The organism is Amaricoccus sp., from assembly GCF_036846665.1.
Lineage (GTDB): Bacteria > Pseudomonadota > Alphaproteobacteria > Rhodobacterales > Rhodobacteraceae > Amaricoccus.
On the sequence record NZ_DAIUBO010000031.1, the window covers coordinates 1 to 24,392 of the forward strand.

At 73.1% G+C, this 24,392-nt stretch carries 26 protein-coding genes and 1 pseudogene; 17 read left to right on the forward strand and 10 right to left on the reverse strand.

Going from position 1 to position 24,392, the window contains the following annotated elements:
* Both V7050_RS04850 and V7050_RS04855 read right to left on the reverse strand, forming a co-directional pair.
* A pseudogene (locus tag V7050_RS04850) lies at positions 1-247 on the reverse strand (dihydroorotase); the annotation flags it as partial.
* On the reverse strand, positions 241-1,197 hold the full coding sequence (locus V7050_RS04855; protein WP_324374831.1) for an aspartate carbamoyltransferase catalytic subunit: 957 nt from the start codon (positions 1,195-1,197) through the stop codon (positions 241-243). The gene V7050_RS04855 and the pseudogene V7050_RS04850, both read right to left, overlap by 7 nt.
* A gap of 461 nt (positions 1,198-1,658) precedes the next feature.
* Between V7050_RS04855 and V7050_RS04860 the strand changes: the two genes are divergently transcribed.
* The 3 genes from V7050_RS04860 to V7050_RS04870 all read left to right on the forward strand — a co-directional run bounded on the left by V7050_RS04860 (position 1,659) and on the right by V7050_RS04870 (position 4,046).
* Positions 1,659-2,435, forward strand: coding sequence for a uracil-DNA glycosylase (locus tag V7050_RS04860; protein ID WP_442885601.1), 777 nt, complete (start codon positions 1,659-1,661; stop codon positions 2,433-2,435).
* Positions 2,432-2,974, forward strand: a complete 543-nt coding sequence (gene moaB, locus V7050_RS04865) for a molybdenum cofactor biosynthesis protein B (protein ID WP_324369483.1) — start codon at positions 2,432-2,434, stop codon at positions 2,972-2,974. Before V7050_RS04860 ends, moaB begins: the two co-directional genes overlap by 4 nt.
* Before the next feature lie 103 nt (positions 2,975-3,077).
* Positions 3,078-4,046, forward strand: coding sequence for an aldo/keto reductase (locus tag V7050_RS04870; protein WP_324369481.1), 969 nt, complete (start codon positions 3,078-3,080; stop codon positions 4,044-4,046).
* A gap of 103 nt (positions 4,047-4,149) precedes the next feature.
* Here V7050_RS04870 and V7050_RS04875 read toward each other — a convergent pair whose 3' ends face one another.
* Together V7050_RS04875 and V7050_RS04880 are read right to left on the reverse strand one after the other, a co-directional pair.
* Positions 4,150-4,608 (reverse strand): EF-hand domain-containing protein, encoded by a 459-nt coding sequence (locus V7050_RS04875; RefSeq protein ID WP_324369479.1) that lies wholly within the window; start codon positions 4,606-4,608, stop codon positions 4,150-4,152.
* Between the two features lie 96 nt (positions 4,609-4,704).
* Positions 4,705-5,199: a GNAT family N-acetyltransferase gene (locus V7050_RS04880; RefSeq protein WP_324369477.1), complete on the reverse strand. Its 495-nt coding sequence runs from the start codon at positions 5,197-5,199 to the stop codon at positions 4,705-4,707.
* A gap of 141 nt (positions 5,200-5,340) precedes the next feature.
* Here V7050_RS04880 and V7050_RS04885 point away from each other — a divergent pair, with 141 nt between their 5' ends.
* From V7050_RS04885 to V7050_RS04895, 3 genes are all read left to right on the forward strand, one after another.
* Positions 5,341-5,649, forward strand: coding sequence for an ATP-dependent Clp protease adaptor ClpS (locus tag V7050_RS04885; RefSeq protein ID WP_324369475.1), 309 nt, complete (start codon positions 5,341-5,343; stop codon positions 5,647-5,649).
* 121 nt (positions 5,650-5,770) lie between these two features.
* Complete coding sequence (locus V7050_RS04890) at positions 5,771-7,234, forward strand: efflux RND transporter periplasmic adaptor subunit (RefSeq protein ID WP_324369474.1); 1,464 nt, start codon at positions 5,771-5,773, stop codon at positions 7,232-7,234.
* Positions 7,235-7,238: 4 nt separating this feature from the next.
* Positions 7,239-10,655 (forward strand): efflux RND transporter permease subunit, encoded by a 3,417-nt coding sequence (locus tag V7050_RS04895; protein ID WP_324374833.1) that lies wholly within the window; start codon positions 7,239-7,241, stop codon positions 10,653-10,655.
* A gap of 16 nt (positions 10,656-10,671) precedes the next feature.
* Here V7050_RS04895 and V7050_RS04900 read toward each other — a convergent pair whose 3' ends face one another.
* Complete coding sequence (locus V7050_RS04900) at positions 10,672-11,502, reverse strand: protein-disulfide reductase DsbD domain-containing protein (RefSeq protein ID WP_324370014.1); 831 nt, start codon at positions 11,500-11,502, stop codon at positions 10,672-10,674.
* Positions 11,503-11,629: 127 nt separating this feature from the next.
* On the opposite strand from V7050_RS04900, the gene V7050_RS04905 reads away from it, so the two are divergent.
* Positions 11,630-12,202 (forward strand): YqgE/AlgH family protein, encoded by a 573-nt coding sequence (locus V7050_RS04905; RefSeq protein ID WP_324370016.1) that lies wholly within the window; start codon positions 11,630-11,632, stop codon positions 12,200-12,202.
* Between the two features lie 16 nt (positions 12,203-12,218).
* Entirely contained in the window at positions 12,219-12,791 is a 573-nt protein-coding gene (locus V7050_RS04910) for a hypothetical protein (RefSeq protein WP_324370018.1), read from the forward strand.
* Between the two features lie 29 nt (positions 12,792-12,820).
* On the opposite strand, the gene V7050_RS04915 is transcribed toward V7050_RS04910, so the two are convergent.
* Positions 12,821-13,792: an L-threonylcarbamoyladenylate synthase gene (locus V7050_RS04915; RefSeq protein ID WP_324410327.1), complete on the reverse strand. Its 972-nt coding sequence runs from the start codon at positions 13,790-13,792 to the stop codon at positions 12,821-12,823.
* A 134-nt stretch (positions 13,793-13,926) separates the two neighbouring features.
* Here V7050_RS04915 and V7050_RS04920 point away from each other — a divergent pair, with 134 nt between their 5' ends.
* The 4 genes from V7050_RS04920 to V7050_RS04935 are packed head-to-tail and all read left to right on the forward strand — an operon-like array spanning position 13,927 to position 17,506.
* A complete protein-coding gene (locus V7050_RS04920) occupies positions 13,927-15,618 on the forward strand; it encodes an acyl-CoA dehydrogenase (RefSeq protein ID WP_324367922.1) in 1,692 nt (563 codons plus the stop codon).
* A gap of 3 nt (positions 15,619-15,621) precedes the next feature.
* Positions 15,622-16,692 carry an MBL fold metallo-hydrolase gene (locus V7050_RS04925; RefSeq protein WP_324367920.1) on the forward strand — a complete coding sequence of 357 codons (1,071 nt, stop codon included), beginning with the start codon at positions 15,622-15,624 and terminating at the stop codon, positions 16,690-16,692.
* A 38-nt stretch (positions 16,693-16,730) separates the two neighbouring features.
* Positions 16,731-16,865, forward strand: coding sequence for an aa3-type cytochrome c oxidase subunit IV (locus tag V7050_RS04930; RefSeq protein ID WP_324367918.1), 135 nt, complete (start codon positions 16,731-16,733; stop codon positions 16,863-16,865).
* A 41-nt stretch (positions 16,866-16,906) separates the two neighbouring features.
* Entirely contained in the window at positions 16,907-17,506 is a 600-nt protein-coding gene (locus V7050_RS04935; RefSeq protein WP_324367916.1) for a hypothetical protein, read from the forward strand.
* Between the two features lie 396 nt (positions 17,507-17,902).
* On the opposite strand, the gene V7050_RS04940 is transcribed toward V7050_RS04935, so the two are convergent.
* From V7050_RS04940 to rpsU, 3 genes are all read right to left on the reverse strand, one after another.
* Positions 17,903-18,322 carry a DUF1801 domain-containing protein gene (locus V7050_RS04940; protein WP_324367914.1) on the reverse strand — a complete coding sequence of 140 codons (420 nt, stop codon included), beginning with the start codon at positions 18,320-18,322 and terminating at the stop codon, positions 17,903-17,905.
* A 32-nt stretch (positions 18,323-18,354) separates the two neighbouring features.
* Positions 18,355-18,792 carry a DUF1801 domain-containing protein gene (locus tag V7050_RS04945; protein ID WP_324367912.1) on the reverse strand — a complete coding sequence of 146 codons (438 nt, stop codon included), beginning with the start codon at positions 18,790-18,792 and terminating at the stop codon, positions 18,355-18,357.
* Between the two features lie 244 nt (positions 18,793-19,036).
* Positions 19,037-19,243: a 30S ribosomal protein S21 gene (gene rpsU / locus V7050_RS04950; RefSeq protein ID WP_324367910.1), complete on the reverse strand. Its 207-nt coding sequence runs from the start codon at positions 19,241-19,243 to the stop codon at positions 19,037-19,039.
* Positions 19,244-19,362: 119 nt separating this feature from the next.
* Here rpsU and V7050_RS04955 point away from each other — a divergent pair, with 119 nt between their 5' ends.
* The 3 genes from V7050_RS04955 to V7050_RS04965 are packed head-to-tail and all read left to right on the forward strand — an operon-like array spanning position 19,363 to position 21,977.
* A complete protein-coding gene (locus V7050_RS04955; protein WP_324367908.1) occupies positions 19,363-20,082 on the forward strand; it encodes a COQ9 family protein in 720 nt (239 codons plus the stop codon).
* A gap of 33 nt (positions 20,083-20,115) precedes the next feature.
* Positions 20,116-20,985 carry a branched-chain amino acid aminotransferase gene (locus V7050_RS04960; protein ID WP_324367906.1) on the forward strand — a complete coding sequence of 290 codons (870 nt, stop codon included), beginning with the start codon at positions 20,116-20,118 and terminating at the stop codon, positions 20,983-20,985.
* Positions 20,982-21,977 (forward strand): NAD(P)H-quinone oxidoreductase, encoded by a 996-nt coding sequence (locus V7050_RS04965; RefSeq protein WP_324367904.1) that lies wholly within the window; start codon positions 20,982-20,984, stop codon positions 21,975-21,977. The genes V7050_RS04960 and V7050_RS04965 overlap by 4 nt, the downstream gene beginning before the upstream one ends.
* Before the next feature lie 112 nt (positions 21,978-22,089).
* On the opposite strand, the gene V7050_RS04970 is transcribed toward V7050_RS04965, so the two are convergent.
* Entirely contained in the window at positions 22,090-22,614 is a 525-nt protein-coding gene (locus V7050_RS04970; protein ID WP_324367902.1) for an NUDIX domain-containing protein, read from the reverse strand.
* Between the two features lie 114 nt (positions 22,615-22,728).
* Here V7050_RS04970 and V7050_RS04975 point away from each other — a divergent pair, with 114 nt between their 5' ends.
* Together V7050_RS04975 and V7050_RS04980 are read left to right on the forward strand one after the other, a co-directional pair.
* Positions 22,729-23,721, forward strand: coding sequence for a DMT family transporter (locus V7050_RS04975; RefSeq protein ID WP_324367900.1), 993 nt, complete (start codon positions 22,729-22,731; stop codon positions 23,719-23,721).
* Positions 23,718-24,392 (forward strand): SGNH/GDSL hydrolase family protein (locus V7050_RS04980; RefSeq protein WP_324410330.1); only part of this gene is annotated, 675 nt, incomplete at its 3' end. The genes V7050_RS04975 and V7050_RS04980, both read left to right, overlap by 4 nt.

Sequence of the window (24,392 nt, forward strand, 5' to 3'; positions counted from 1 at the left end):
TGGTGACGCCCCCCGCGGCGGCGGCCGCACCGGCGGTGCGAAAGCTCTCCTTGTCGCGCTCGCCGGGCTCCCGGACCTTGACGCGGATGTCGAGGATGCCCGGCGCGAGGCAGCGCCCGCCGCAGTCGAGCCCCTCGCGCGCGCCCTCGAAGACCTCGGCGATGCGGCCGCCCGCGATCACCAGCCCGCCGTCGAGGATGCGGTCGCCCTCGGGATCGACCAGCCGGGCGTTGGTGAGGGTCAGCACGCCGCCGCTCCGCCCGGCTCGTTGCGGCCGCGCAGGTTCCGCGCCAGCAGGTCCATCGCCGCCATGCGCACCGCGACGCCCATTTCCACCTGCTCCTGGATGACGGAGACGTTGATGTCGTCGGCGAGCAACCCGTCGATCTCGACGCCGCGGTTCATCGGCCCCGGATGCATGACGATGGCGTCCTCCCGGGCGGCGGCCAGCTTCTCGGCATCGAGCCCGAAGCGGTGGTAGTATTCGCGCATGGTCGGGATCAGCGCGCCGTCCATGCGCTCCTTCTGCAGGCGCAGCATCATCACCACGTCCGCGCCCTCGATCCCGCGGCGCAGGTCCTGGAACACCTCGACGCCCATGCGTTCGGCCCCGGCGGGCATCAGCGTCGGCGGGCCGATCAGGCGGATGCGGTTTTCCATGATGCCCAGGAGCAGGATGTTCGACCGCGCCACCCGGCTGTGGGCGATATCGCCGCAGATCGCCACCGTCAGCCGGCTGAGCCGCCCCTTGCGCCGGCGGATGGTGAGCGCGTCGAGCAGCGCCTGGGTCGGATGCTCGTGGCGGCCGTCGCCGGCGTTCAGCACCGCGCAATTGACCTTCTCGGCCAGCAGGTTGACCGCGCCCGAGGCCGGGTGCCGCACCACCAGCAGATCCGGGTGCATGGCGTTGAGCGTCATGGCGGTGTCGATCAGCGTCTCGCCCTTCTTCACCGAGCTCGCGGCCACCGACATGTTCATCACATTGGCCCCGAGCCGCTTGCCGGCGAGTTCGAAGCTCGCCTGGGTACGGGTCGAGGCCTCGAAGAACATGTTGATCTGGGTCAGGCCGGCGAGCACGCGGGAATGCTTCTCCGCGCGGCGGTTCATCGCGACATAGGTCTCGGCGAGGTCGAGCACCGTCTCGATGGCGGCCCGGTCGAGGCCCTGGATGCCGAGAAGATGGCGATGCGCGAACAAGCGGGCCTCCGGTCGGTGCCGGGCCTCTATAGCAGCCGCCCCGGGCGCGGCAAGGTCCCGCCGCGCCTGCGCGGGGCTGATGGCAGTTGGCAAGATCACCCCGTCCGCCGGAAGTCCCGGTGTGCCTAGCGTCACCACCCCGCCGAGGCCAGCCACCGCCGGGCAGCGCCCGACCCGGCGGGCGCTTTGCACCCGCCGGGTCGGACGCTGCCCTCGTCTTGATGCGGGACGGTCGAAGGCGAAAGCACGAGCTCCAGATGCAATTCCCCTCGCAGCTGCGCGGGCGCTCCTGATCCAAGGTTCATTCGTCCCTAGAGGAATGTACCGTAGAGCTTTGAAACATACAGAAAATAGGCGTCCATTCTGTGGGGCGATCGGCCAGGGCAAGGCCCGCGCCGGGATCTGGTCTTGGCGGGCCGCATTGCCTAGGGTGACGGGCAGCCAGGAGGAGACTCATGCGCGTGCCCGACCTCTCGACCGATGCCGCCGTGCTGCGCGCCGCCCTCGCCTGGCAGGTGGAGCTCGGTGCCGACGAGGCGATCGGCGAGACGCCGGTGTCGCGCTTCGAGGCCGCGGCCAGGCCACCGCCGCCCGTGCGGCAGGCGGCGGTGGCGGCGGCCGCGCCGCAAGCTCCGGCGGAATTGACGACCGAGGCGCTGGCGGCGGGCTGCGGCGAGCTCGCCGCACTCCGGGCGGCGATGGCGGCATTCGAGGGCTGCGCGCTGAAGAAGGGCGCGCGCAACCTGGTGTTCTCCGACGGAAATCCGGCGGCGCGGGTGATGGTCGTGGGCGAGGCGCCGGGGCGGGACGAGGATCGCGCCGGGCTGCCCTTCGTGGGGCGGTCGGGGCAGCTGCTCGACCGGATGCTGGCGGCGATCGGCCTGTCGCGCAGGGCCGAGGCGCCGGAGGCGGCGGTCTATGTCACCAATGTGCTGCCCTGGCGGCCGCCGCAGAACCGCGATCCGGCGGCGGACGAGGTGGCGATGATGCTGCCGTTCCTCCACCGCCACATCGCGCTCGTCGCTCCGGACCTCCTCGTGGCCGTCGGAAATTCCGCGGCGCGGACCCTGCTCGGGACGACCACCGGCATCACCCGGCTGCGCGGGCATTGGGCGGAATGGCGGGGCGTTCCGGTGATGCCGATGTTCCACCCCGCCGCACTCCTGCGCAATCCGGAGCTGAAGCGGGCGGCCTGGGCGGATCTGCTGGCGGTGCGCAAGCGGCTGGACGGAGCATGACGGGGATCGACCAGGGCCTTGACTTCATTCCGGTTCGCATCGCGGTGCTGACCGTGTCGGACAGCCGCGCGCCCGAGGAGGACCGCTCGGGCGATCTCCTGGTCTCGCGGCTGACCGCGGCCGGGCATCGTCTGGCCGGCCGGGCGCTGGTGCGCGACGAGAAGGCCGCGATCCAGGCGCGGCTCAGGGCCTGGATCGCGGATCCGGAGGTCGACGCGGTGATCTCGACCGGGGGCACCGGGCTGACCGGGCGGGACGTGACGGTGGAGGCGCATGAGGAGCTGTACGAGAAGGCGATCAATGCCTTCTCGACAGTCTTTGCCATGCTGTCTTACGAGAAGATCGGCACGTCGGCGATCCAGAGCCGCGCCTGCGCCGGGGTCGCCGGCGGCACCTATCTCTTCGCGCTGCCGGGATCGCCCGGCGCCTGCCGGGATGCCTGGGACGGGATCCTGGCGGCGCAGCTCGACTATCGGCACCGGCCCTGCAACTTCGTGGAGATCATGCCGCGGCTGGAGGAGCACCGCCGGCGGAAGTGAGCGGATCGGCGATGCGCGGAGCCGGGGCCCGGGCGCCTCGCGTTTGGGACGACGCCGGGGCTGCGCTACGGTTGGTGGGAGGACGGGAAGAGGGGGGCCGGCCATGGCGGATGCACTGCGGGCGATCGGGGCGACGGGGTTGCGGGTGCCGCCGCTCTGCTTCGGCACCTCGGGGCTCGGGGGGATGCCCGATACCTACGGCTACGACGTGGGCGAGGTGCGGGCGCTCGACACGGTGCGGGCGATCCTCGGCTTGCCGGACGGGTTCCTCGACACCTCGCGCAATTACGCCATGGGGCGCAGCGAGGCGCGCATCGGCATGGTGGTGCGCGAGCTGGGCGGCTGGCCGGCGGGACGGATCCTCTCCACCAAGCTCGACCGCGACATGGAGACGCGGCGCTTCGACGCGGCCCGCGCGCGGCGGTCGTTCGAGGAGAGCCTCGAAGCGCTGGGGCTGGAGCGCGTGCAGATCCTGCATCTGCACGACCCGGAATACGTGAGCGACCTCGGCGAGGTCACCGGCAGGGGCGGGGCGCTGGCGGAGCTCCTCCGCATCAAGGAGGAGGGCCTGGCGGATGCGGTGGGCCTCGCCGCCGGGCGCATCGACGTGATGATGCCGATCCTGCGCGACTGGGACCTCGACGTGCTGATCACCCACAACCGCTTCACGCTGGTCAACCGCAACGCCGGGCCGATGCTGGATCTGGCGACGGAGCGGGGCATCTCGGTGCTGAACGCCGCGCCCTATGCCAGCGGCGCGCTCGCCAAGGGCGCGGCGGCGCATCCGCGCTACGTCTATCAGGAGGCGACCGAGGCGATGCTGGCGCCGGTGCGCGCGGTCGAGGCGGTCTGCGCGCGGCACGGCGTGCCGCCGGGGGCGGCGGCGCTGCAATTCTCCATGCGCGATCCGCGCATCGCCGCGACGATCTGCGGCGTGAGCCGGCCCGAGCGGGTGGCGGAGACGCTCGCCTGGGCGGGCTGGCCGATCGGCGAGGAGGTCTGGGCCGAGCTGATGGCGCTGCCCTTCGCCACCGACGATCCCGAGGCGACGCGGGTCTATACCCCCGGCTGACCGCGCGCCCCGAGCCAGCCGCGGGGGGAGGGCGTCGGGGCCCGGAAGGGAGGTCGTCTCGCGGGCGGCGGCAGTGACGCCGGCCGCGGGCAGGAGACGGGTTTCAGCCCTTCCCGGGGCCGAAGTCGGCGGAGGTCACGACGCCGTCGCCGTCGATGTCCATGCGGGTGAAGGCGTCCGGCGCGCGGTCGGCGAATTCGGCGCGCGAGACCGCGCCGTCGCCGTCGACGTCGTTGAGGTCATGCGCGAAGCCCTGTTCGAGGCCGAGCATCGCGCCGCGGGGCTCGCCCCTGAGGTTCGCGGCCATGTCCTCCTTCCGCGTCTCCTCGAAGAGCGTCCATTCCGCGCTGTCGAGCAGGCCGTTCCCGTCCATGTCGAACATGGTGAAGAGCGCGTCGCGCTTGCTCTCGATCTCGGCTTCGGACACGGCGCCGTCGCCGTCGAGATCCCAGTTGTCGATGAAATGGCCGCCGGGCCTGCCCTGCTGGGCGGCGGCGGGCAGGGCGAGCAGGAGCCAGAGGCCGAGGCCGAGGCCGAGGCCGAGGAGCCGGGTTGTGGTCATGGGAGAAGCCTCATCGGGTTGGGTCGCGTTCCGAGCCATTCACGGGTTGAACGGTGCGGCGCGGGGCTTCCGTCGCCGGGCCGTGCCGTGGCGGCGTCAGTCCCAGACGAAGGCGATCTTCTGGAGCTCGCGGCCGCCGATGCAGGTATGGCCCCGGGCGCGGGCCTCGCCGCCCATGGCGCGGTAGAAGCGGCAGCCGGCGGCGTTGTCGGCGAGCGACCAGACAAGGAGCTGCACGAGTCCGCCGTCGCGGAGGCGGGTCCGGGATTCGGTGAAGAGCCGGCGGCCGAGGCCGGCGCCATGATATTCGGGGCGCAGGTAGAGCTCGTGGATCTCGCCGGAGCGGCGGCCGGCGAAGCGGCCGGCGCCGAGCGTGGCGTAGCCGGCGGCGGTGCCGTCGAGGGCGAGCAACAGCGCCCGGCCGCCGGCGCGATGCATCGCGCCCCACCATCCGGGGCCGCGGCGCGCGACCATGCGCTCGAGCGCGACGCCGGGGATGATGCCGGCATAGGCATAGCGCCAGGCGTCGCGGTGCAGCACCGCGAGCGCCTCGCTGTCCGCCGCCGTCGACCAGTGCAGTTCGATCGCCATGGACCCCGCTCCGAATGCGGCATTCTCCGCTCTCCGGGGCTTTCGCGCAAGCGCGACGCCGTCGCCGCGATGGACCGGCGGCGCGGGATATGCGATGCTCGGGGCATCGGGACATGCGGGCGGAGGCGCGACTCGGCGGCCATGAGCGAGAAGGTGGTCCTTCTGCCGAAGACGGCGACGCGGAGCGTGCCGGCGCGGCCGGCGCTGCACCGGGTCCTGCTCGTCAACGACGACTTCACGCCGCGCGACTTCGTCGTCACCGTGCTCGGGGCGGTCTTCCGCATGGGGCCGGAGCGGGCGCGGGGCGTGATGCTGACCGCGCATCGCCGCGGCTGCTGCGTGGTGGCGGTCTTCACCCGGGAGGTCGCCGAGACCAAGGCGGGCCAGGCGACGGCGATGGGCGCGCGGGCCGGCTATCCGCTGCGCTTCACCACCGAGCCGGAATGCTGACGCAAGGGCGCTGACGGCCCCACTTTACCGCTCGCGAGAAAATGCCTGCGCTCCCGCCCGCAAGGCCCTATATTCAGGAACGGAATGCCCGGCGGCGCGGCCGGGCCGGAGTGCGTGACGCATGCGGTTCCTGATGCGAAGCCTGGCGGGCCTGACGCTCCTGGTGCTGACGCTGGGCCTCCTGGGCCTCGCGGTCGGCAGCATCCGGCAGGCATTGGCGCTGCGCGAGGCGGAGGCGACCGGCGGTCGGGCCGCCGAGGAACGGGTCTTCGCGGTGAGCGTGGCACGGCTGGAGCCGCGAACCGTGGCGCCGGTGCTGACCGCCTATGGCGATCTGCAGAGCGCGCGGCAGCTCGAGCTGCGCGCGGCGACCGCCGGCACGCTGATGGAGATCGCGCCGGGTTTCCGCGACGGCGGGCGGGTGGCGGCGGGCGAGGTGCTCTACCGCATCGATCCGGCCGCCGCCGAGACCGCGCTGGCGCTGGCCGAGAGCGACCTGGCCGCGGCGCGGGCCGAGGAGGCCGAGGCGGGCGTCGGGCTCGACCTGGCGCGGCAGGAGGCGGCGGCGGCGGACCGCCAGCGCGACCTCCGGGCCCAGGCCCTGGCGCGGGCGCAGGATCTGCGCAACCGGGGCGTGAACACGGCGGCGGATCTGGAGGCGGCGGAGCTGGCCCTGGCCAATGCCGAGCAGGCGGCGACCGGGCGGCGGCTGGCCGAGGCCCAGGCCGAGTCGCGCATCGAACGCGCGGGCATCGCCACCACCCGCGCCGGCATCGCCCGCGACGAGGCGGCGCGGGATCTGGCCAATACCGTGGAGCGGGCGCCCTTCGACGGGCTGGTGGCGGATGTCTCGGCGGTTCCCGGGCGGCTCGTCAGCGTCAACGAGCAGCTCGGGCTCCTGCTCGATCCGGCGGCGCTCGAAGTGGCGTTCCGGGTGTCGAAGGCCGAATTCGCGCGGCTGGCGGATGCCTCGGGCGAGCTCCTCCCCCTTGCGGTGAGCGCGAGCCTCGAGGTCGAGGGCATCGAGCTCAGCGTGCCGGGCCGCATCGACCGGGCCGGGGCCTCGGTCGGCGCCGGCCAGACCGGGCGGCTGATCTATGCCCGGCTCGACGAGGGCCCGCCGGGGCTGCTGCGGCCGGGGGATTTCCTGACCGTCCTCGTGGCCGAGCCGGATCTCGAAGAGGTCGCGGTGCTGCCGGCCGCCGCGGTGAGCCCGGAGGGGCGCATCCTGCTCCTCGGCCCCGACCGGCGGCTGGAGGAGGTGGCGGTGCGGGTGCTGCGCCGCCAGGGGGGCGAGGCCATCGTCGCCGACGTGCCCTTCGGGCGGGACTACGTGACCGTGCGCCAGCCGCAGCTGGGGCCGGGAGTGCTGGTGCGCCCGGCGGGGCCGGAGGCGGCGGCGGGCGCCATGCCCGAGGCCATGGTGCGGCTGACGCCGGAGCGGCGGGCCGGGCTGATCGCCGCGGTCGAGGCCAACGGGCGCATGCCCCAGGAGGCCAAGGCGCGCATCCTCGCCGCACTCGAGGCCGAGGAAGTGCCCCAGAGCATGGTCGACCGGCTGGAAACCCGCCGGTCGGGGGGCTGAGCCCATGGCGCTCGGCGATCGCGTCCGGGCGGCGGGGCAGGGGCTCTTCGCCTATTTCGCCCGGCATCCGACCGCCTCGAACCTGCTGATGGTTCTGATGCTGCTGAGCGGCATCGCGGCGGGCAGCCAGATCCGCAGCCAGTTCTTCCCCGACGTGGTCGCCGACGAGCTGCGCGTCACCGTGCGCTGGGACGGCGCGGGCTCGGAGGACGTCGACGCCGGCATCGTCGCGCTGCTCGAGCCGGCGCTGCTGGCGGTGGAGGGGGTGGAGAGCTCCGAGGCGGTGGCCAACGAGGGCCGGGCGCGGGTCATCCTCGGCTTCGAGCCCGGCTGGGACATGGGCCGCGCCATGGCGGACGTGGAGGCGGCGGCGGATGCGGTGACCGGCCTGCCCGAGACCGCCGAACGGCCGGAGGTGCGCCGCGAGGAATGGCGCGACCGGGTGACGGACGTGATCATCCACGGGCCGGTGCCGGTGGCGAGCCTCGGGCGCTACGCCGACGAATTCGTCGCCCGGCTCTACCGGGAGGGCATCACGCGGACCACGATCCGCGGCGTGGCCGATCCGGTGATCCGCGTCGAGGTGCCCGAGGCACAGCTGATCCGCCACGACATCACCCTGCGCGAGATCGCCGACGTGATCGCCGCCGGCGCCGCCGCCGCGCCGGCGGGCGACGTGGCGGGCAGCGGCACGCGGCTGCGCGCCGGCAGCGAGCGGCGCGAGGCGGATGCGATCGGCGAGCTGGCGATCCGTTCGGACGCCGATGGCGCCGAGCTGCGCATCCGCGACGTGGCGCGGGTGGCGGCGGAGGGCGCGGATGCCGGCCGGGCCTATTTCGTGAACGGCGCGCCGGCGATCTCGATAAGGGTGGACCGCAGCGACCGGGGCGACGCCATCGCCATGCAGCGCAAGACCCGCGAGGTCGCGGCGGCGCTGCAGGCGAGCCTGCCCGAGGGGGTGAGGATCGAGCTGGTGCGCACCCGGGCCGAGGGCATCACCGACCGGCTCGACCTGCTGCTCCGGAACGGGATGATCGGGCTGGCGCTGGTGGTGGGGCTGCTCTTCCTCTTCCTCAATGCGCGCACCGCCTTCTGGGTGGCGGCGGGCATCCCGGTGGCGATGAGTGCCGCGGTCGGGCTGATGTTCTCCGCGGGGCTGACGCTCAACATGATGTCGATCTTCGGGCTGATCCTCTGCCTCGGCCTGGTGGTGGACGATGCCATCGTTGTGGCGGAGCATGCCGACTGGCGGCGGCGGCACCGCGCCGAGGCGCCGGCGGTGGCGGCCGAGACCGCGGCGCGGCGCATGGCGCTGCCGGTCTTCTCGGCGACGATCACCACGATCCTCGCCTTCTTCGGCCTGGCCTTCATCGGCGGGCGCTTCGGCACGCTGATTTCCGACATCCCCTTCACGGTGATCGCGGTCCTGAGCGCGAGCCTCGTCGAATGCTTCCTGGTCCTGCCGCATCACATGGCCCGCGCGCTGGCGGCGCGGCCGCGGTCCTGGGCGGATGCGCCGAGCCGCCTCGTCAACCGCGGGCTGGAGGCGTTCCGCACGCGCGTCTTCGAGCCGGGGGTGCGCTGGATCATCCGGCTGCGCTATCCGGTGATCGCGGCGGCGCTGCTCCTGCTGGCGCAATCGGCGGCGATGTTCATCCGCGGCGACGTGACCTGGCGATTCTTCTCGCCGCCCGAGCAGGGGTCGGTGACCGCCAATGTGGCGATGCTGCCCGGCGCCGGCCGCGCCGATACCGAGGCCATGGTGCGCGAGCTGGAGCGGGCGGTCGCGGCGGTGGACGCGCGCTTCGCCGCCGAGCACGGGCGCGCGCCGGTCGCCTCGGCGATCGCGGTCCTCGGCGCCACTTCCGGGCGCGGCCTCGCCGGCGAGGAGACCAAGGATCCCGACCAGCTCGGCGCCATCGACGTGGATCTGATCGACCCCGATCTCCGGCCCTATTCGGGGCAGGTCTTCGTGCAGGCGCTGGAGGCGGAGGTGGTGCGGCTGCCCAGGCTCGAGACGCTCAGCTTCCGCAGCTGGGGGCAGGGGCCGGGCGGCGACGCGCTCGACGTGAAGTTCTTCGGGCCCGACGTGCGGGTGCTCAAGGCCGCGGCCGAGGCGCTGAAGGCCGAGCTGGCGCCGCTGGCGATCGTCAGCGGGCTCGAGGACAGCCTCGCCTACGACAAGACCGAGCTGGTGCTCGACCTCACGCCGCTCGGCAAGCGGCTGGGCTTCTCCATCGAGGCGGTCGGGGCGGAGCTCTTCGCCCGGCTCGAAGGCATCGAGGCGGCCGAATTCGCCGAGGGCACCCGCACGGCGACGGTGCGGGTCGGCCTGCCCGAGGACGAGACCGCCGCGGATTTCCTCAGCCGGACGCGGCTGCGCACCGCGGACGGGGCGCATGTGCCGCTCTCCGAGATCGTGAGCGTGGAGAGCCGGCCGGGCTTCTCGGCGCTCGGGCGCGAGGACGGCCGGCGGGTGGTGAGCGTGACCGGCGACGTCTCGGAGGACGACCCGGCGGCGGCGGCGGAGCTGACGCGGGAGCTCGAGACGGCGATCCTGCCCGGCATCGCCGAGCGCTTCGGCGTGGATTACGAGTTCGGCGGGCTGGCGGCGCAGGAGCGGGACTTCCTCGGCGAGGCGCTGGTGGGCTTCCTGCTCTGCCTCGCGGGGATCTATCTCACGCTCGCCTGGGTCTTCGAGAGCTGGGTGCGGCCGCTGGTGGTGATGGCGGTCATCCCCTTCGGGCTGATCGGCACGATCTGGGGCCACTGGCAATGGGGCCTCGCCATGAGCCTCTTCACGGTGGTGGGGCTGATCGGCATGACCGGCATCATCATCAACAACGCCATCGTGCTCATCGCCACCATCGACGGCCACGGGGCGCGGCGGGCGCTGGTGCCGGCGGTGGTCGCGGCGGCGGGCGACCGGCTGCGGCCGATCCTGCTCACCTCGCTGACCACGGTGCTGGGCCTCGGGCCGCTGATGTACGAGCGCTCGAGCCAGGCGCTGTTTCTCAAGCCGACGGTGGTGACGCTGGTCTACGGGCTGGGCATCGGTGCGGTGCTGGTGCTGATCCTCGTGCCGGCGCTGGTGGTGGTGCAGCGCGATATCGCGCGGCTGCTGACCGCCTGGCGGCGGGGCCTGGGGCTGCGGCGCCGGGGGCCGGCGCCGGGGCTGAGCGCGATCGTCGCGGTGGCGAGCCTCGCCGGCTTTGCCTGGCTCGGCGTCACGCTCGGCCCCTGGCTCCTGGAGGGGGCGCTGGCCGGCCCGGCGGCGCGGCTGGCGCCGTTCCTGCCCGGTTGGCCGCCGGGCTGGGTGGCGCTGGCGGCCCTGGCGGCGGGGATGGCGGTTCTGCTGGCCGCGGGCGCGCTGGCCGGGGCGATCCTGCTGCGCCGGTCGGGCGCGGCGCGCGGGACGTGAGGCAGTTTGCGTCCGGTCAGCCGGGCGCGGCGCAGCCGCGGATGTCGACGGCGCGGCTGCCGTCGAGCAGGGTGAGGCGCAGGCCGCCCCGGTCGAGCACCGGGCCGGCGCCGCCGCGGCCCTTGATGCGGGCCTTCGCATGCACCGACCGGCCCTCGGTGCGGCTCTCTGCCGGGCCGATTCTGAGCCCGGGGCCGCCGGGCTCGAGCACCGCGACCTGGTCGGCGCCGGGTGGGGCGGCGAAGCGCACGGTCGTGTCGAGATCCATTCCCGCCGGACCCGGCACCAGCCGGCAGGTGACCGAGGTCACCCCGGCCTCGGTGGCGCTGCGCGGCCGATCGGCCCGCGCGGCCTCGATCGCGGCCCTGCCGCTGGCCGGGCCGTCCGGGGCGAGGTTCGCGCCGAGCCGCGCCTCGGCGGGCACGCAGATGTCGGCGCAGACCCCGAGCAGGAGGTCGAGCTCGACCTCGATCGGCTCGCCCGGCCGCTCGGGGGTCAGGATCACCGGCAGGACCAGCGTGTCGGCATAGCCGATCGTGCGCAGACCGGCGAAATCGAAGACCCGCGGCCGGGGCCATTCGTAGCGGACCGCGGCGAGGTTGCGCGAGCGCGACCAGTCGAGCCGCGGCGGGATCCCCGCCTCGCCGGGCACCCGCCAATAGGTGTGCCAGCCCGGGGCGAGCCGCACCTCCAGCGCCGCGACATGGGTGCCGTCGGCCTGGCGCCAGCCCTCGATCAGGTCGATGCCGCGCAGGCCCTCGGGCAGGCCGGGCTCGCTCCGGGCCGGGGCGGCGGCGATCAGGGCCGCGATGGCGAGGGCGGCGAGGGTGGCGAGGCCAGGATGCATGCGGGATCCTTCGCGACGTGTCGGGCGGAGCATAGGGGGGCGCGGCGGCCGGTGGCAGTCACAATGCGGCGATCACGGCCGCGCGGGCTCGCTTGTCAAGGCGGGGCCGGGGCCTCATGTTGGGGAAATGGACACCTCCGACGCGCGCTTCCTCGACGGCCAGCTGCTCATCGCCATGCCCGGCATGGGCGACCCGCGCTTCGAGCGGTCGGTGATCTTCGTCTGCGCGCATTCGGCCGAGGGTGCGATGGGGCTGATCGTCAACAAGCCCGCGCAGGAGCTGCGCTTCGCGAGCCTGCTCAAGCAGCTCGAGATCGAGGCGACGGCGGATGTGGCCGGGATCGGCGTGCATTTCGGCGGGCCGGTGGAGCACGGCCGCGGCTTCGTGCTGCATTCGGCGGAATACGACGCCGAGGGCGCCAGCCTGAAGGTCGATCCGCGCTTCGCGATGACCGCGACGCTGGACGTGCTGCAGGACATGGCCCGCGGCGCCGGTCCGATGCGGGCGCTGCTGGCGCTGGGCTATGCCGGCTGGGGGCCGGGGCAGCTCGAGGGCGAGATCCAGGCGAACGGCTGGCTGACTGCGGCCGCGGATCCGGATCTGGTGTTCGGAACCCGCGACACGGACAAGTGGGAGGCGGCGCTGCGCTCGATCTCGATCGACCCGCGGCTGCTCTCGGCCGGCGGTGGCCGGGCCTGAGATGCCGGCCGGCCAATTGCCGAGGATCGCCCTCGGTCTCGCGGCCCTGGCACTTCTGGCGGGCTGCCTTGACGGCGGGAAGCCGCAGGAGCAACGGGGCGAGCTGCACGGCGTCCTGCTCATCAAATGGGTGCGCGAGGATCGCTTCGTCTTCGTCCCGGACGAAAGCGATCCGCTGACCTACGAGCGCGGCGGCCGCCGGATCGTGCCGGGCGCGATGTTCACCGACGGCGGATCGATCCCGCGGCTCTTCTGGAGCGTGAAGGGCCTCTCGCCCTGGTCCTACGGGCCCGCCTATGCGCTCCACGACTGGCTCTTCAGGCAGCACCGCTGCGGCCTCGACGCGCCGCCGATGACCTATACGCTCGCGGAGGCCAACGAGGTGCTCGAGGATGCCATCGGGATCCTCGTGGCCGAGGGCCTCGCCTACGGAAACGCGCAGGTCGCCAGCCTGATCAAGGGCGCGGTGGACCAGCACGGGCGGGCCGCCTGGGAGGGTCCCTGCGAGCCCGGACCCGCGGCGCTGGCGGCGGCGGCGACCGCCGAACGCAGCGGCGACATCATCGTGGGCAGGATCGAGATCCGGTAGCCGCGCCCCGCCCGCCGCCGCTTCCGGGCTCAGAAGCGCGGCGCGGCGGCGCGGCGCAGGCGGTCGTTGATGCCGAGGCCGAGGCCGCTGTCGGGGCCCGGGGCCACGGCGATGCGCGAGAGCCCCGCCTCGGCGGCCAGCGCGTCGGCGGCGCGCAGATGCGCGAAGAGATTGGCCGCCGCTTCCACCAGATCGCCGCGCTCGGAGAGATTGAGGCCGGGCCGCAGGCTGGCGACCGGGCCGAAGCCCAGCCAGATCTCGTCGCTTGCCGCCCCGGCGGCGTCGAGGCGCAGCGTCGCGCGCGGCGCGTAATGCGACTGCAGCTGGCCCGGCGCCGTGACATGGCGCGTGGTCAGGGTATCCACGGGCCGGCCGAGCAGGGCGGCGATCTCCTCGACCGGCAGCCCGCCGGGACGCAGCAGCACGGCCGTGTCGCGGTCGAAGCCCACGATGGTCGATTCGAGCCCCACCGGGCAGGCGCCGCCGTCGAGCACCGCGGCGATGGCGCCGTCGAGCCCGTCGAGCACATGCGCCCGCGTCGTCGGGCTGACCCCGCCGGAGGGATTGGCCGAGGGCGCGGCGAGCGGGCCGCCGAATTCCTCGAGCAGCCGATGGGCGAGCGGATGCGCCGGCACGCGCAGCGCCACGGTGTCGAGGCCGGCGGTGGCGAGGCCCGAGAGGCCGGTCTCCGGACGGCGGGTCAGGACGAGGGTGAGCGGCCCCGGCCAGAAACGTCTGGCCAGCGCCTCGGCGGCCGGCGAGAATTCCGCGAGCTCGAGCGCCATCGCGGCATCGGGCACATGCACGATCAGGGGGTTGAAGACCGGCCTTCCCTTGGCGGTGAAGATCCGCGCCACGGCGCGGTCGTCGCGGGCATTGGCGCCGAGCCCGTAGACGGTCTCGGTGGGGAAGGCGACGAGCTGGCCCGCGCGCAGAAGGCCCGCCGCCGCGCGCAGGCCGCGGGCGCTGTCGGACAGGATGACGGTGTTCATTTCGGCCATAATGTGGCGCGTCTCGCTTGTCGCTTCCGGCGGCAGGCCCTAGGTTGCCGCCCTCTGCCGCGGCTCCATACCTGCCCGGGCCGTTCCCCGAAAGCCGATTCTGCCGCCAGCACGGCCCAACGAGCGAGATCGCCATGAGCTACCGCGCCCCCGTCGCCGAGATGCGCTTCCTGATCGACGCGGTTCTGGGCGGCGGCCGGCTGGCCGGGACCGGGCGTTTCGCCGAGGCGACCCCCGAGACCGTCGAGGCGGTCCTGAGCGGCGCGGCGCGGCTCGCCGAGGAGGTGATGGCGCCCCTGCGGCGGGCGGGCGACCTGGAGCCGGCGCGGCTGGAGAACGGCGTGGTGCGCAGCACCCCGGGCTTCGCGGAGGCCTATCGCGCCATCGCCGAGGGCGGCTGGATCGGGCTGACCGCCGATCCCGAGCAGGGCGGCTCGGGGCTGCCGACGCTGCTTCTGACCTGCGTCAACGAGATGATGGCCGGGGCCAACCTCGCGCTGTCGCTGGCGCCGCTGCTCACCCAGGGTGCGATCGAGGCGCTGCAGGCCCATGGCGACGCGGAGCTCAGGGCGATCTACCTGCCGAAGCTCGTCAGCGGCGCATGGACCGGGACGATGAACCTGACCGAGCCGCAGGCGGGCTCGGACGTCGGCGCGATCCGCACGAGGGCCGAGCCCGACGGCGCGGGGAGCTATGCGATCACGGGGCAGAAGATCTTCATCTCCTGGGGCGATCACGACATGGCGGAGAACATCTGCCACATGGTTCTGGCCCGGCTGCCGGACGGGGCGCCGGGCACGCGCGGCATCTCGCTCTTCCTGGTGCCGAAATTCCTGCCCGATGGCGACGGACGACCGGGCCGGGCCAACGGCCTGCGCGCGGAATCGCTCGAGCACAAGATGGGGCTGCACGGCTCGCCGACCTGCGTGATGCATTACGAGGGCGCGACCGGCTGGCTGGTGGGGGGCGCGCATCGGGGCATGGCGGCGATGTTCACCATGATGAACAACGCCCGCCTCGGGGTCGGCGTCGAGGGGCTCGGCTCGGCGGATGCCGCGCTGCAGGCGGCGCTGGCCTATGCCCGCGACCGGGTGCAGGGACGCGGGGCCGACGGTGCCGCGACCAGCCTCCTCGGCCATGCCGACGTGCGCCGGATGCTCGCGACCATGGGCGCGCTGACCGCCACCGCGCGGGCGATCTGCCTCGATTGCGCGCTCTCCACCGACATGGCCGCGGCGACCGGCGAGGCGGGCTGGGCGGCGCGGGCGGCCTTCCTGACCCCGATCGCCAAGGCCTTCGGCACCGACACCGGCTGCGACGTGAGTTCGCTCGCCATGCAGGTGGTCGGCGGCATGGGCTATATCGAGGAGACCGGGATCGCGCAATTCTACCGCGACGTGCGGGTGACGGCGATCTACGAGGGCACCAACGGCATCCAGGCGATGGATCTGGTCGGGCGCAAGCTCGCGGACGGAGGCGCCGCGGCCCGGGCGCTGATCGGCGAGATCGCGGCGACGGCAGCGGCCGCCGGCGCACGCGGCGTGCGGCTCGGCGCCGCGGCCGGGCAGGTCTCGGAGGCGACGGCGTGGATGCTGGCCGCCGCGGGCGACGAAAGATTCGCGGGCGCGGTGCCGTATCTGAGGGCCTTCGCGCTGACGCTCGGCGGGCATTACCTGCTGAAGGCGGCGGAGGCGGAGGGCGGCGGCGGGCAGCGCGCGGCGCTCGCGGATTTCCACCTTCGGCACATGCTGAGCGAGGTCGGGGGGCTCGCCGCCCGCGCCTGCGCCGGCGCCGCGACGCTGCGCGCCATCGATTTCGAAGCCTGACGCATGCGGAGGGCCGGCGGCCTGCACTATCCCCACCCGGAGCCGCCGGCGCCGGGGGCGTCGGTCGAGATCGCCGAGGGCGTGCTCTGGCTGCGCCTGCCGCTGCCGTTCCGGCCCGACCATCTCAACGTCTATGCGCTCGACGAGGGTGACGGCTGGACGATCGTCGACGCCGGCCTCGATACGCCCGCCTGCCGGGAATGGTGGCAGGCGGCGCTGGCCGGGCCGCTCGCCGGGCGCCCGGTGCGGCGGGTGGTGCTGACCCATCACCATCCCGACCATGTGGGGCTCGCCGGTTGGTTCCAGGGGGGCCTCGGCGCCGAGCTCTGGGCCACCCGCACCGCCTGGCTCTATGCGCGCATGCTGACCCTCGACGTGCAGGAACGACCTCCGGTGGAGGCGCTGGACTTCTGGCGCGGCGCCGGGATGGAGGCGGAGATGCTGGCCGCGCGCGCGGAGGCGCGGCCCTTCAACTTCGCCGATGTGGTGGCGCCCATGCCGCTCGGCTTCCGCCGCATCGTGCAGGACGAGGAGATCGAGGCCGGCGGACGGCGCTGGCGGGTGGAGATCGGGCACGGCCACGCGCCGGAGGCGGCGCTGCTCTGGGGGCTCGGCCACGACCTGGTGCTCGTCGGCGACCAGGTGCTGCCGGGCATCACGCCCAATCTCGGCGTCTATCCCACCGAGCCCGAGGCCGATCCGGTCGGGGCCTGGATCGCTTCCTGCCGGCGGCTCCGCGCGCTGGCCGGGCCGGAGCATCTGGCGCTGCCCGGCCATCGCCTGCCCTTCACCGGGCTCGATCTGCGGCTGGAGCAGCTGATCGCGCATCAGGAGGCGGCGCTGACGGCGCTCGGGGCCTTCCTCGACCGGCCGCGCCGCGCCAGCGAATGCTTCGAGCCGCTCTTCGGCCGGCGCATCGGCGGCGCGGCCTACGGGCTGGCGCTGGCCGAGGCGGTGGGGCATCTCAACCACCTGCACCGGACGGGCGCGGCGGTGCGGTGGCGGGATTCGGGCGGCACCTGGCTCTGGCAGCGGCGCGAAAAGGCACCTGACAGCGCGCCGGGATCGGGTTAGAAGGCGTGGGACGGAACGAAGGGTCGAGGAGACGGGCGATGGCGGATTACGAATACGGCAAGATGGACATCAAGGAGCAGGAGAAGACCTTCGAGGGCTTCCTGCGCATGTGGGTTTATATCTTCGGCTTCGCGCTGGCCGCGCTGATCTTCCTGGCGCTTTTCAACAGCTGACGGCGGGACGGCGGTCGCGGGCGGGCGCCGGAAGGGCGCGCATGCTGCGGATCATGCTCGTGCTGGTGGCGGCGGGATCGCTGGCGGGCTGCGAGGTCTATCGTTCGGCGGAACCGGAGGAAATCGCGCGTGCCCGCTACGTCAGCACCGAGCCGCCCTCGGTCACGCTGGTCTCCATGGTCAATGCCGAGACCGGGCGGTCGGCGCATTCGGCGCTGGTGATCAACGGCTCGCAGCGCGTGCTCTACGATCCGGCCGGCACCTTCACCCATCCCGACCTGCCCCGGCGCGGCGACGTGCATTACGGCATCACCCCGCGCTATCTCGACTATTACGAGCGCTATCACGCGCGCTTCTCGCATTTCGTGCATTCCCAGAAGATCTATGTCAGCCGGGAGACGGCGGATCGGGTGATGGCCAATGCGGTTGCCGAGGGGCGGACGCCGAAGATGCTCTGCGCCAGCTCGGTCACCGCCGCGCTGCGCGGCGTGCCGCCCTTCACCGGGGTGCGCTACACCCTGCTTCCGGAGACGACGCTGGAGGATTTCGCCCGCATTCCCGGGGTCGAGGACAGCTATGTCTACGAATCCGACATCGGCAAGAACAACGCCTGGGAGCACGGCGACATCCTGCCGGAATGATCGGCGCTGGCCCGCCCCGACGCCTTCCGGGCCGGGCGCCGCAGGACCCGATCCGGCCAAGGGCTTCGACAGCGACCTTGCGATCGCCGACAGGCGCGCAGCGAAGCCGGAGAGGCATCGCCACCGGAACGGTTTTCCAGGGAGTTCGACCGAGGATCGGACGAGAAGGTCCAGAAGCTTCCGGGCATTGCGAAGGCCGGTGGCTTCCGGCCCGCTTCCGCAGCGATCGCCGAGGTGCTGGGAAGGTTCGACCTCGGGCGGACGTCGCTCCATCCGATGCAAGCCTTCCGCAACCGCAAGACGACGCCGCTCGACGGCGCGTCCGTCTGCCTGCACTTCGGCGAGCGGAAGCGGGCCTTCCTGCCGGCCCCCGCGCGGGGTCGGCCGCAGCGCCGGTCAGCCTGATTCTCGCGACCCGGCGGAGCGCGGTGCGGTCCGCCGCGACAGGTTCAGCGCCACGGCGGCCCGGAGGAGCGCCCGGAACGCGGCTTCGTCGATGGCCTCGCCCCGGCGGATGTCGATGGCGCGCCGGGTGTTGCCCTCGAGGCTGGCGTTGAAGAGGCCGGCGGGGTCCTCGAGCGCGGCGCCCCGGGCGAAGGTCAGCTTCACCTTGTCCTTGTAGGTCTCGCCGGTGCAGAGGATGCCGGCATGCTCCCAGACCGGGACCCCGCGCCATTTCCAGGTCTCGACCACCTCCGGGTCGGCCTCGCGGATCAGCGCGCGGATCCGGGCGAGCGTCTCGCCCCGCCAGTCGCCCAGCTCGGCGATCCGCGCATCGATCCGCCGGGACGGGGAATCGGCGTCTTCTTTCGGCATGGGGCCTCTCCTTCCCAGCGGTCTCGCGCCGCTCACATTCGCTCGCCGGGCAGCCGGCTCGCCTGCCCGATCCAGTCGGCGAGCCGGGCCTCGTCGATCGGCTCCGCCTCCCGGATGTGGAGATAGCGCACCTCCTCCTGCCTGGAGGCGACCGGCGGGACCGGGGTCAGCGACGTGCCGCGGAAGAAGGCGACCTTCACGTATTTCGCGAAGCAATGGTAGCTGAGGAACCAGCCCTGGCCCTCGATGCCGTAGAAGGGCGAGTTCCACTTCACCGCCTTCTGCACCTCCGGCACGGCGCGGGTGATCAGCGCATCGAGCCGGCGACCCACGTCGCGCTTCCAGCCGGGCATCGCCGCGATATAGGCCTGAACGGGGGCGTCGCCGTAGCCCTTCGGGATCTGCGGATTGCCGCCGGCCAGCAGCGCGGGCCCTTCGGTATCGCCTCCGGTGGCTGTCTTCTTCGTCACGTCGGTCCCCCGCGTCGCTGCGCGGCGATCATGCAGCCCGGACGCCCGGCCCGCAACCGGGCAACGGCTTTTGTGGGACCTCCGCGCCGGCGCGGCCATCCGAGGGGCCGTCATGCCGGGAGTCTCCGTATGGGATCAATCCCCTGGCCCGGATCCGCTCCGGGCCCGACCCCGAAAGGCGCAAAACCCCCGAACGCTGCCGGGGGTTTCTCGAATCCGTTTGCGTGACCGGTCGGTCAGGTCGTCAGAGCATGCCTTCGCGCTGCAGCTTCTTGCGCGCCAGCTTGCGTGCCCGGCGGATCGCCTCGGCCCGCTCACGGGCCTTCTTGACGGACGGCTTCTCGAAATGCTGCCGAAGCTTCATCTCGCGGAAGACGCCTTCGCGCTGCAGCTTCTTCTTGAGCGCGCGCAACGCCTGGTCGACGTTGTTGTCACGAACCGTTACCTGCACAGATATTCACCACCTTTCAGACGTCGGAGTTTCGATATTTCGCAGGAACGCGCTATATATCGGCCGAGCGCCGGGCTGTCCACAGTCCTGCGCGGAAAATATCGCAGGGGGAGACGGCGATGACCGAGACGGGGCCGGGCGAGGAGGAGCGGCTTGCCGCATTGCGCGAGGCGGTGGTGGCGGCGGCGCTGCCCCATGTCGCCTTCGACGGCTGGTCGGACCGAAGCCTCGCCCAGGCGGTGGTGGAGGCGGGCGTCGATCCCGGGCTCGCGCGGCTCGCCTTTCCGCGCGGCGGGCTCGATCTGGCCTTGGCCTATCATTATGCGCGCGACCGGGCGCTGGCGGCGGATCTGGCCGCGGCCGATCTCGGGGGCCTGCGCTTTCGCGACCGCATCGCCTATGCGGTGATGCGCCGGCTGGAGCTCGTGGCCGGCGAGCGCGAGGCGGTGCGCCGCGGCGCGGCCTTCTTCGCGCTGCCGCAGCACGCGGCGGACGGCGCGCGGGCGATCTGGCACACCGCCGACACGATCTGGACCGCGCTCGGCGACGAGAGCCGCGATTTCAACTGGTATTCCAAGCGCACGACGCTCTCGGCGGTCTATTCCTCGGCGCTGCTCTACTGGCTCGGCGACGAGACGCCCGGCGCCTCGGCCACTCGCGAATTCATCCAGCGCCGCATCGACAACGTGATGCAATTCGAGCAGGTCAAGGCGCGGGTCCGCAAGAACCCCCTGGCCGCGGCGATGCTTAAGGGGCCGCAGCGGCTGCTTGACCGGGTGCGGGCGCCCGGGGATACTGCCCCCTCCGACCTGCCGGGATCGCTCCGCTCGAGGGGCTGATCGCCGCGCGGGCAGACCGACCGGAGGCATGCCATGGCGCTCGGCACCCGCAGCGCGACCTTCTATCAGGGCCGCTGGCACGACGGCGACGCGCCGATCCTCGGCGCGAGCGACCATGGCGCCTGGCAGGGCACCATGGTCTTCGACGGCGCGCGGTTCTTCGAGGGGGTGACGCCCGATCTCGACCGCCATTGCGCCCGGCTGATCGCCTCGGCGACGGCCATGGGGCTCGCGGCACCGCTGGGGGCGGAGGAGATCGAGGCGCTGCTGCTCGAGGGGGTGCGGCGGATGGGCGCGGACCGCGCGCTCTATCTCAGGCCGATGATGTGGTCGCGCGAAGGCTCGCCGGCCATCATCGACGCGCTGCCCGACTCGACCGCCTTCGCGGTCTGCATCGAGGATCTGCCGCTGCGGGGACGCGCGCCCTTCGCGCTCGGGGTCTCGCCCTATCGCCGTCCGGGCCCCGATTGCGCGATCACCGAGGCCAAGGCGGCCTGCCATTATCCCAACAACGCCCGCATCCTGCGCGAGGCCCGCACCCGCGGCTTCGACAACGCGCTCTCGCTCGACCCCGAGGGCAAGGTGGCCGAGACCGCCTCGACCAACGTCTTCCTGGTCCGGGACGGCGTGGTGATGACCCCGGTCCCGAACGGCACCTTCCTCGACGGCATCACCCGGCAGCGCATCATCGCGCTCCTGCGCGCGGACGGGGTCGCGGTGGTCGAGGCGAGCCTCGATGTCGCCGATTTCGCCGCCGCCGAGGAGATCTTCCTCACCGGCAACGCCAACAAGGTGGTGCCCGTGACCCGCTTCGAGCAGCGCGAGCTGCCCTCGACACGGGTGGCGGAACGCGCGATGGCGCTCTACCGCGGCTTCGCCCATGCCGGCCGGAGGGCGGCATGATCCCCGCGGAGATGCGCGTGGTGGAGATCGCCACGCCCGGCGGGCCGGAGGTTCTGCGCCTCGCCACGCGGCGGGTGCCGAAGCCCGGGGCCGGCGAGATCCTGATCCGGGTGCGGGCGGCGGGGGTGAACCGCCCCGATGCGCTGCAGCGCGCCGGCGCCTATGCCCCGCCGAAGGGCGCCTCGGACCTGCCGGGGCTGGAGGCCGCGGGCGAGGTCGCGGCGGTGGGGCCGGGCGGCTCGGCCTGGGCGGTGGGCGATCCGGTCACGGCGCTGCTGCCCGGCGGCGGCTATGCGGAATATGCGCTCACGCATCAGGACCACGCGCTGCCGGTGCCGGTGGGCATGGAAATCACTGCGGCGGCAGGGCTCTGCGAGACCTTCTTCACGGTCTGGAGCAACGTCTTCCTGCGCGGGCGGCTGGCGGCGGGGGAGAGCTTCCTGGTGCATGGCGGCTCCTCGGGGATCGGCACCACGGCGATCCAGCTCGCCGCCGCGCGCGGGGCGCGGGTCTTCGCCACCGCGGGCTCGGAGGCGAAATGCGCCGCCTGCCGCGCGCTCGGGGCGGAGCGCGCCATCAACTACCGCGAGGAGGATTTCGTGGCCGAGTCGCGCGCGGCGACCGGGGGGCGCGGCGTCGACGTCATCCTCGACATGGTGGGCGGCGACTACATCGCGCGCAACCTCCGGGCGCTCGCGACCGACGGGCGGCTGGTGATGATCGCCTTCCTCCAGGGCACCAAGGCGGAGGTCAATTTCGCCCAGGTGATGATGCGCCGCCTGACCCTGACCGGCTCGACGCTCAGGCCGCAGTCGGTGGAGGCCAAGGCGGCGATCGCGGCGGATCTGCGGCGCGAGGTCTGGCCGCTGCTCGCCGCCGGCCGGATCGCGCCGGTGATCGACCGGGTCTATCCGCTCGAGCAGGCCGCGGAGGCCCATGCGAGGATGGAGAGCTCGGCGCATGTGGGCAAGATCATCCTGAGCCTGGACTGATGCCGACGCCGCTTGACGCCGACCCGTCTCGCGCGGGGCAAGCGCCGACCCTTGGCGATGCGCCCGCGACGATCGGCCAGGGCACCGTGTCGCGTCCGGCCGCGCGGCGGGCCTACCAGAGGTCGGCGGGCGGGTCTGCCGATAGAACCTCGGCGATGCGGTTCCGGGTGGCGGAGGTGGTTTCCTCCGGCAGCGCGCCGGGCGCGAAGAAGCCGGTCTCGCGGATCTCGAGCCGGCTCGCCGGGGGCCGCCTCGGGCCGGCGACGCCGCGAGCCAGGAAGAGCAGCACGTGGTCGTGGCGGCCGAGGGCGCGGTTGGCATAGATGTGGAAGAGCTCGGGCGGATCGGCCAGATCGATCCCGCCCTCCTCGCGCGCCTCGCGCATGGCGGCGGCGCGCGCGGTCTCGCCCGGCTCGACGCCGCCGCCCGGCAGGTGCCAGCCCGGAACGTAGGAATGCCGCACCAGCAGCACCCGGCCGAATTCGTCGATCGCGAGCAGGCGCACGCCGAGGCTGAGCCGCGGGCGGAAGAGATCCATGGCCAGCGAGGCGGTCTGCCCGGCGAGCAGATGCAGCCTTGTCAGCGCGCCGCGCCGCGCCGGCAGGTCGGAACTGGGGTGGTCGGGCTCCTGCGGCATCGGTCGCGCTCCGGTTTTCCGCGACCCTGACCCCGCGGGCCGCATTGCGCAAGTTCCGGGCTGCCGCGGCGGCCGGGCCGTGGCAGGGCCATGGCGATGGCGGCGGAGGGAGCGATGAAGGACGCAGTGCGTATCCACAAGACCATGACCCGGCGGGACTGGGGCCTGCTCCTCTTCCTCTCGGTGCTCTGGGGCGGATCCTTCTTCTTCAACGAGGTGGCGCTGGCCGAGCTGCCGCCGCTGACGCTGGTGCTGCTGCGGGTGGCCCTTGCGGCCGCGATCCTGCGGGCCGTGATGCGCCTCAAGGGGATCGCCATGCCGCGCGACCCAGCGATCTGGCGGGCGTTCCTCGCCATGGGGCTCCTCAACAACGCCATCCCCTTCTCGCTGATCGTCTGGGGCCAGAGCCATGTCGCCTCCGGGGTGGCGGCGATCATGAACGCGAGCACGCCGCTCTTCACCGTGCTGCTCGCCCATCGGCTGACCCGCGACGAGCGGCTGACCGCGGGGCGGCTCGTCGGCGTCGGGCTCGGGCTGGCGGGTGTCGCGGTGATGATGGGCGGGGCGGTGGCGGGCGGCACGGGCGCGGCGCTGGCGGGGCAGGTGGCCTGCCTCGCCGCGGCCTTCTCCTATGCGCTCGCTGGCGTCTACGGGCGGCGGTTCGGCGCGCTCGGCCTGCCCCCGCTGGCGGTCGCGACCGGGCAGGTGACGGCATCGAGCCTGATCCTGCTGCCGCTGGCGCTCCTCGTCGACCGGCCCTGGACGCTGGCCGCGCCGGGGGCGGCGACGCTGTTGGCGCTCGCCGGGGTCGCGGCCCTCTCCACGGCGCTCGCCTATGTGCTCTTCTTCCGGCTGCTCGCCGCGGCGGGGGCGACCAACCTGCTGCTCGTCACCCTGCTGATCCCGGTGACGGCGATCCTGCTCGGGGTCGCGGTGCTCGGCGAGACGCTGCTGCCGCGGCATCTGGCGGGCATGGCGCTGATCGGGCTCGGCCTCGCGGCGATCGACGGAAGGCCGCCGGCCGCGGCAATTCGCCTTGCGCGCCGGGGGTCGCGTGATAGCCTGCGCGCGCCGCCGCATCGTGTCGAGAGGGAGGAGACGCTGTGACCGCATTGCGCAGGCTCGCCATCGCCGCCCTGCTCGGCTTCGGGATCTGCGGCCCGGCCGGGGCGGCAACCTATCACGGCTACGACAGTCTGCATGTGCTCGGCGACAGCCTCAGCGACGCCGGCAATGTCTTTCGCTCGACGCTCGGCACCGTTCCCGAGAGCCCGCCCTACTGGGAGGGCCGCTTCTCCAGCGGGCCCGTTTGGGCGGATCGCGTCATCAACGCCTTCCGGCGGGCGGGGGCCGAGAGCGGCAACCACGCCTGGGGCGGCGCCAAGGCGCGCACCGATTTCGACGGCATCCCCGATCTTGCCCTGCAATCGCTGCAATACCGGCGCCTCGATTCCGACCGGCGCGGCGACCGGCCGCTGCTCGCGCTCTTCGCCGGAGGCAACGACATCCTCAAGGGCGTGGGCAGGCCCGGCATCGGAACGGTGGGCCGTCGCGCCGCCGATGCGGTGGGCGATACCGCGGAATCGCTCGCGCGCAGCGGGGTCCGCGACTTCCTCTTCTTCTACCTGCCCGATCTGGGCCGGATCCCGCGCAACCTGCGCCGGGGCCCGGAGGCGGTCGCCGACGCAACGGCGGGCACGCTCGCCTTCAATCGCCAGCTCGCCCGCCGCATCGGGGAATTTCGCGACGAGGGGGTGAACGTGCGCCGGGTCAATACC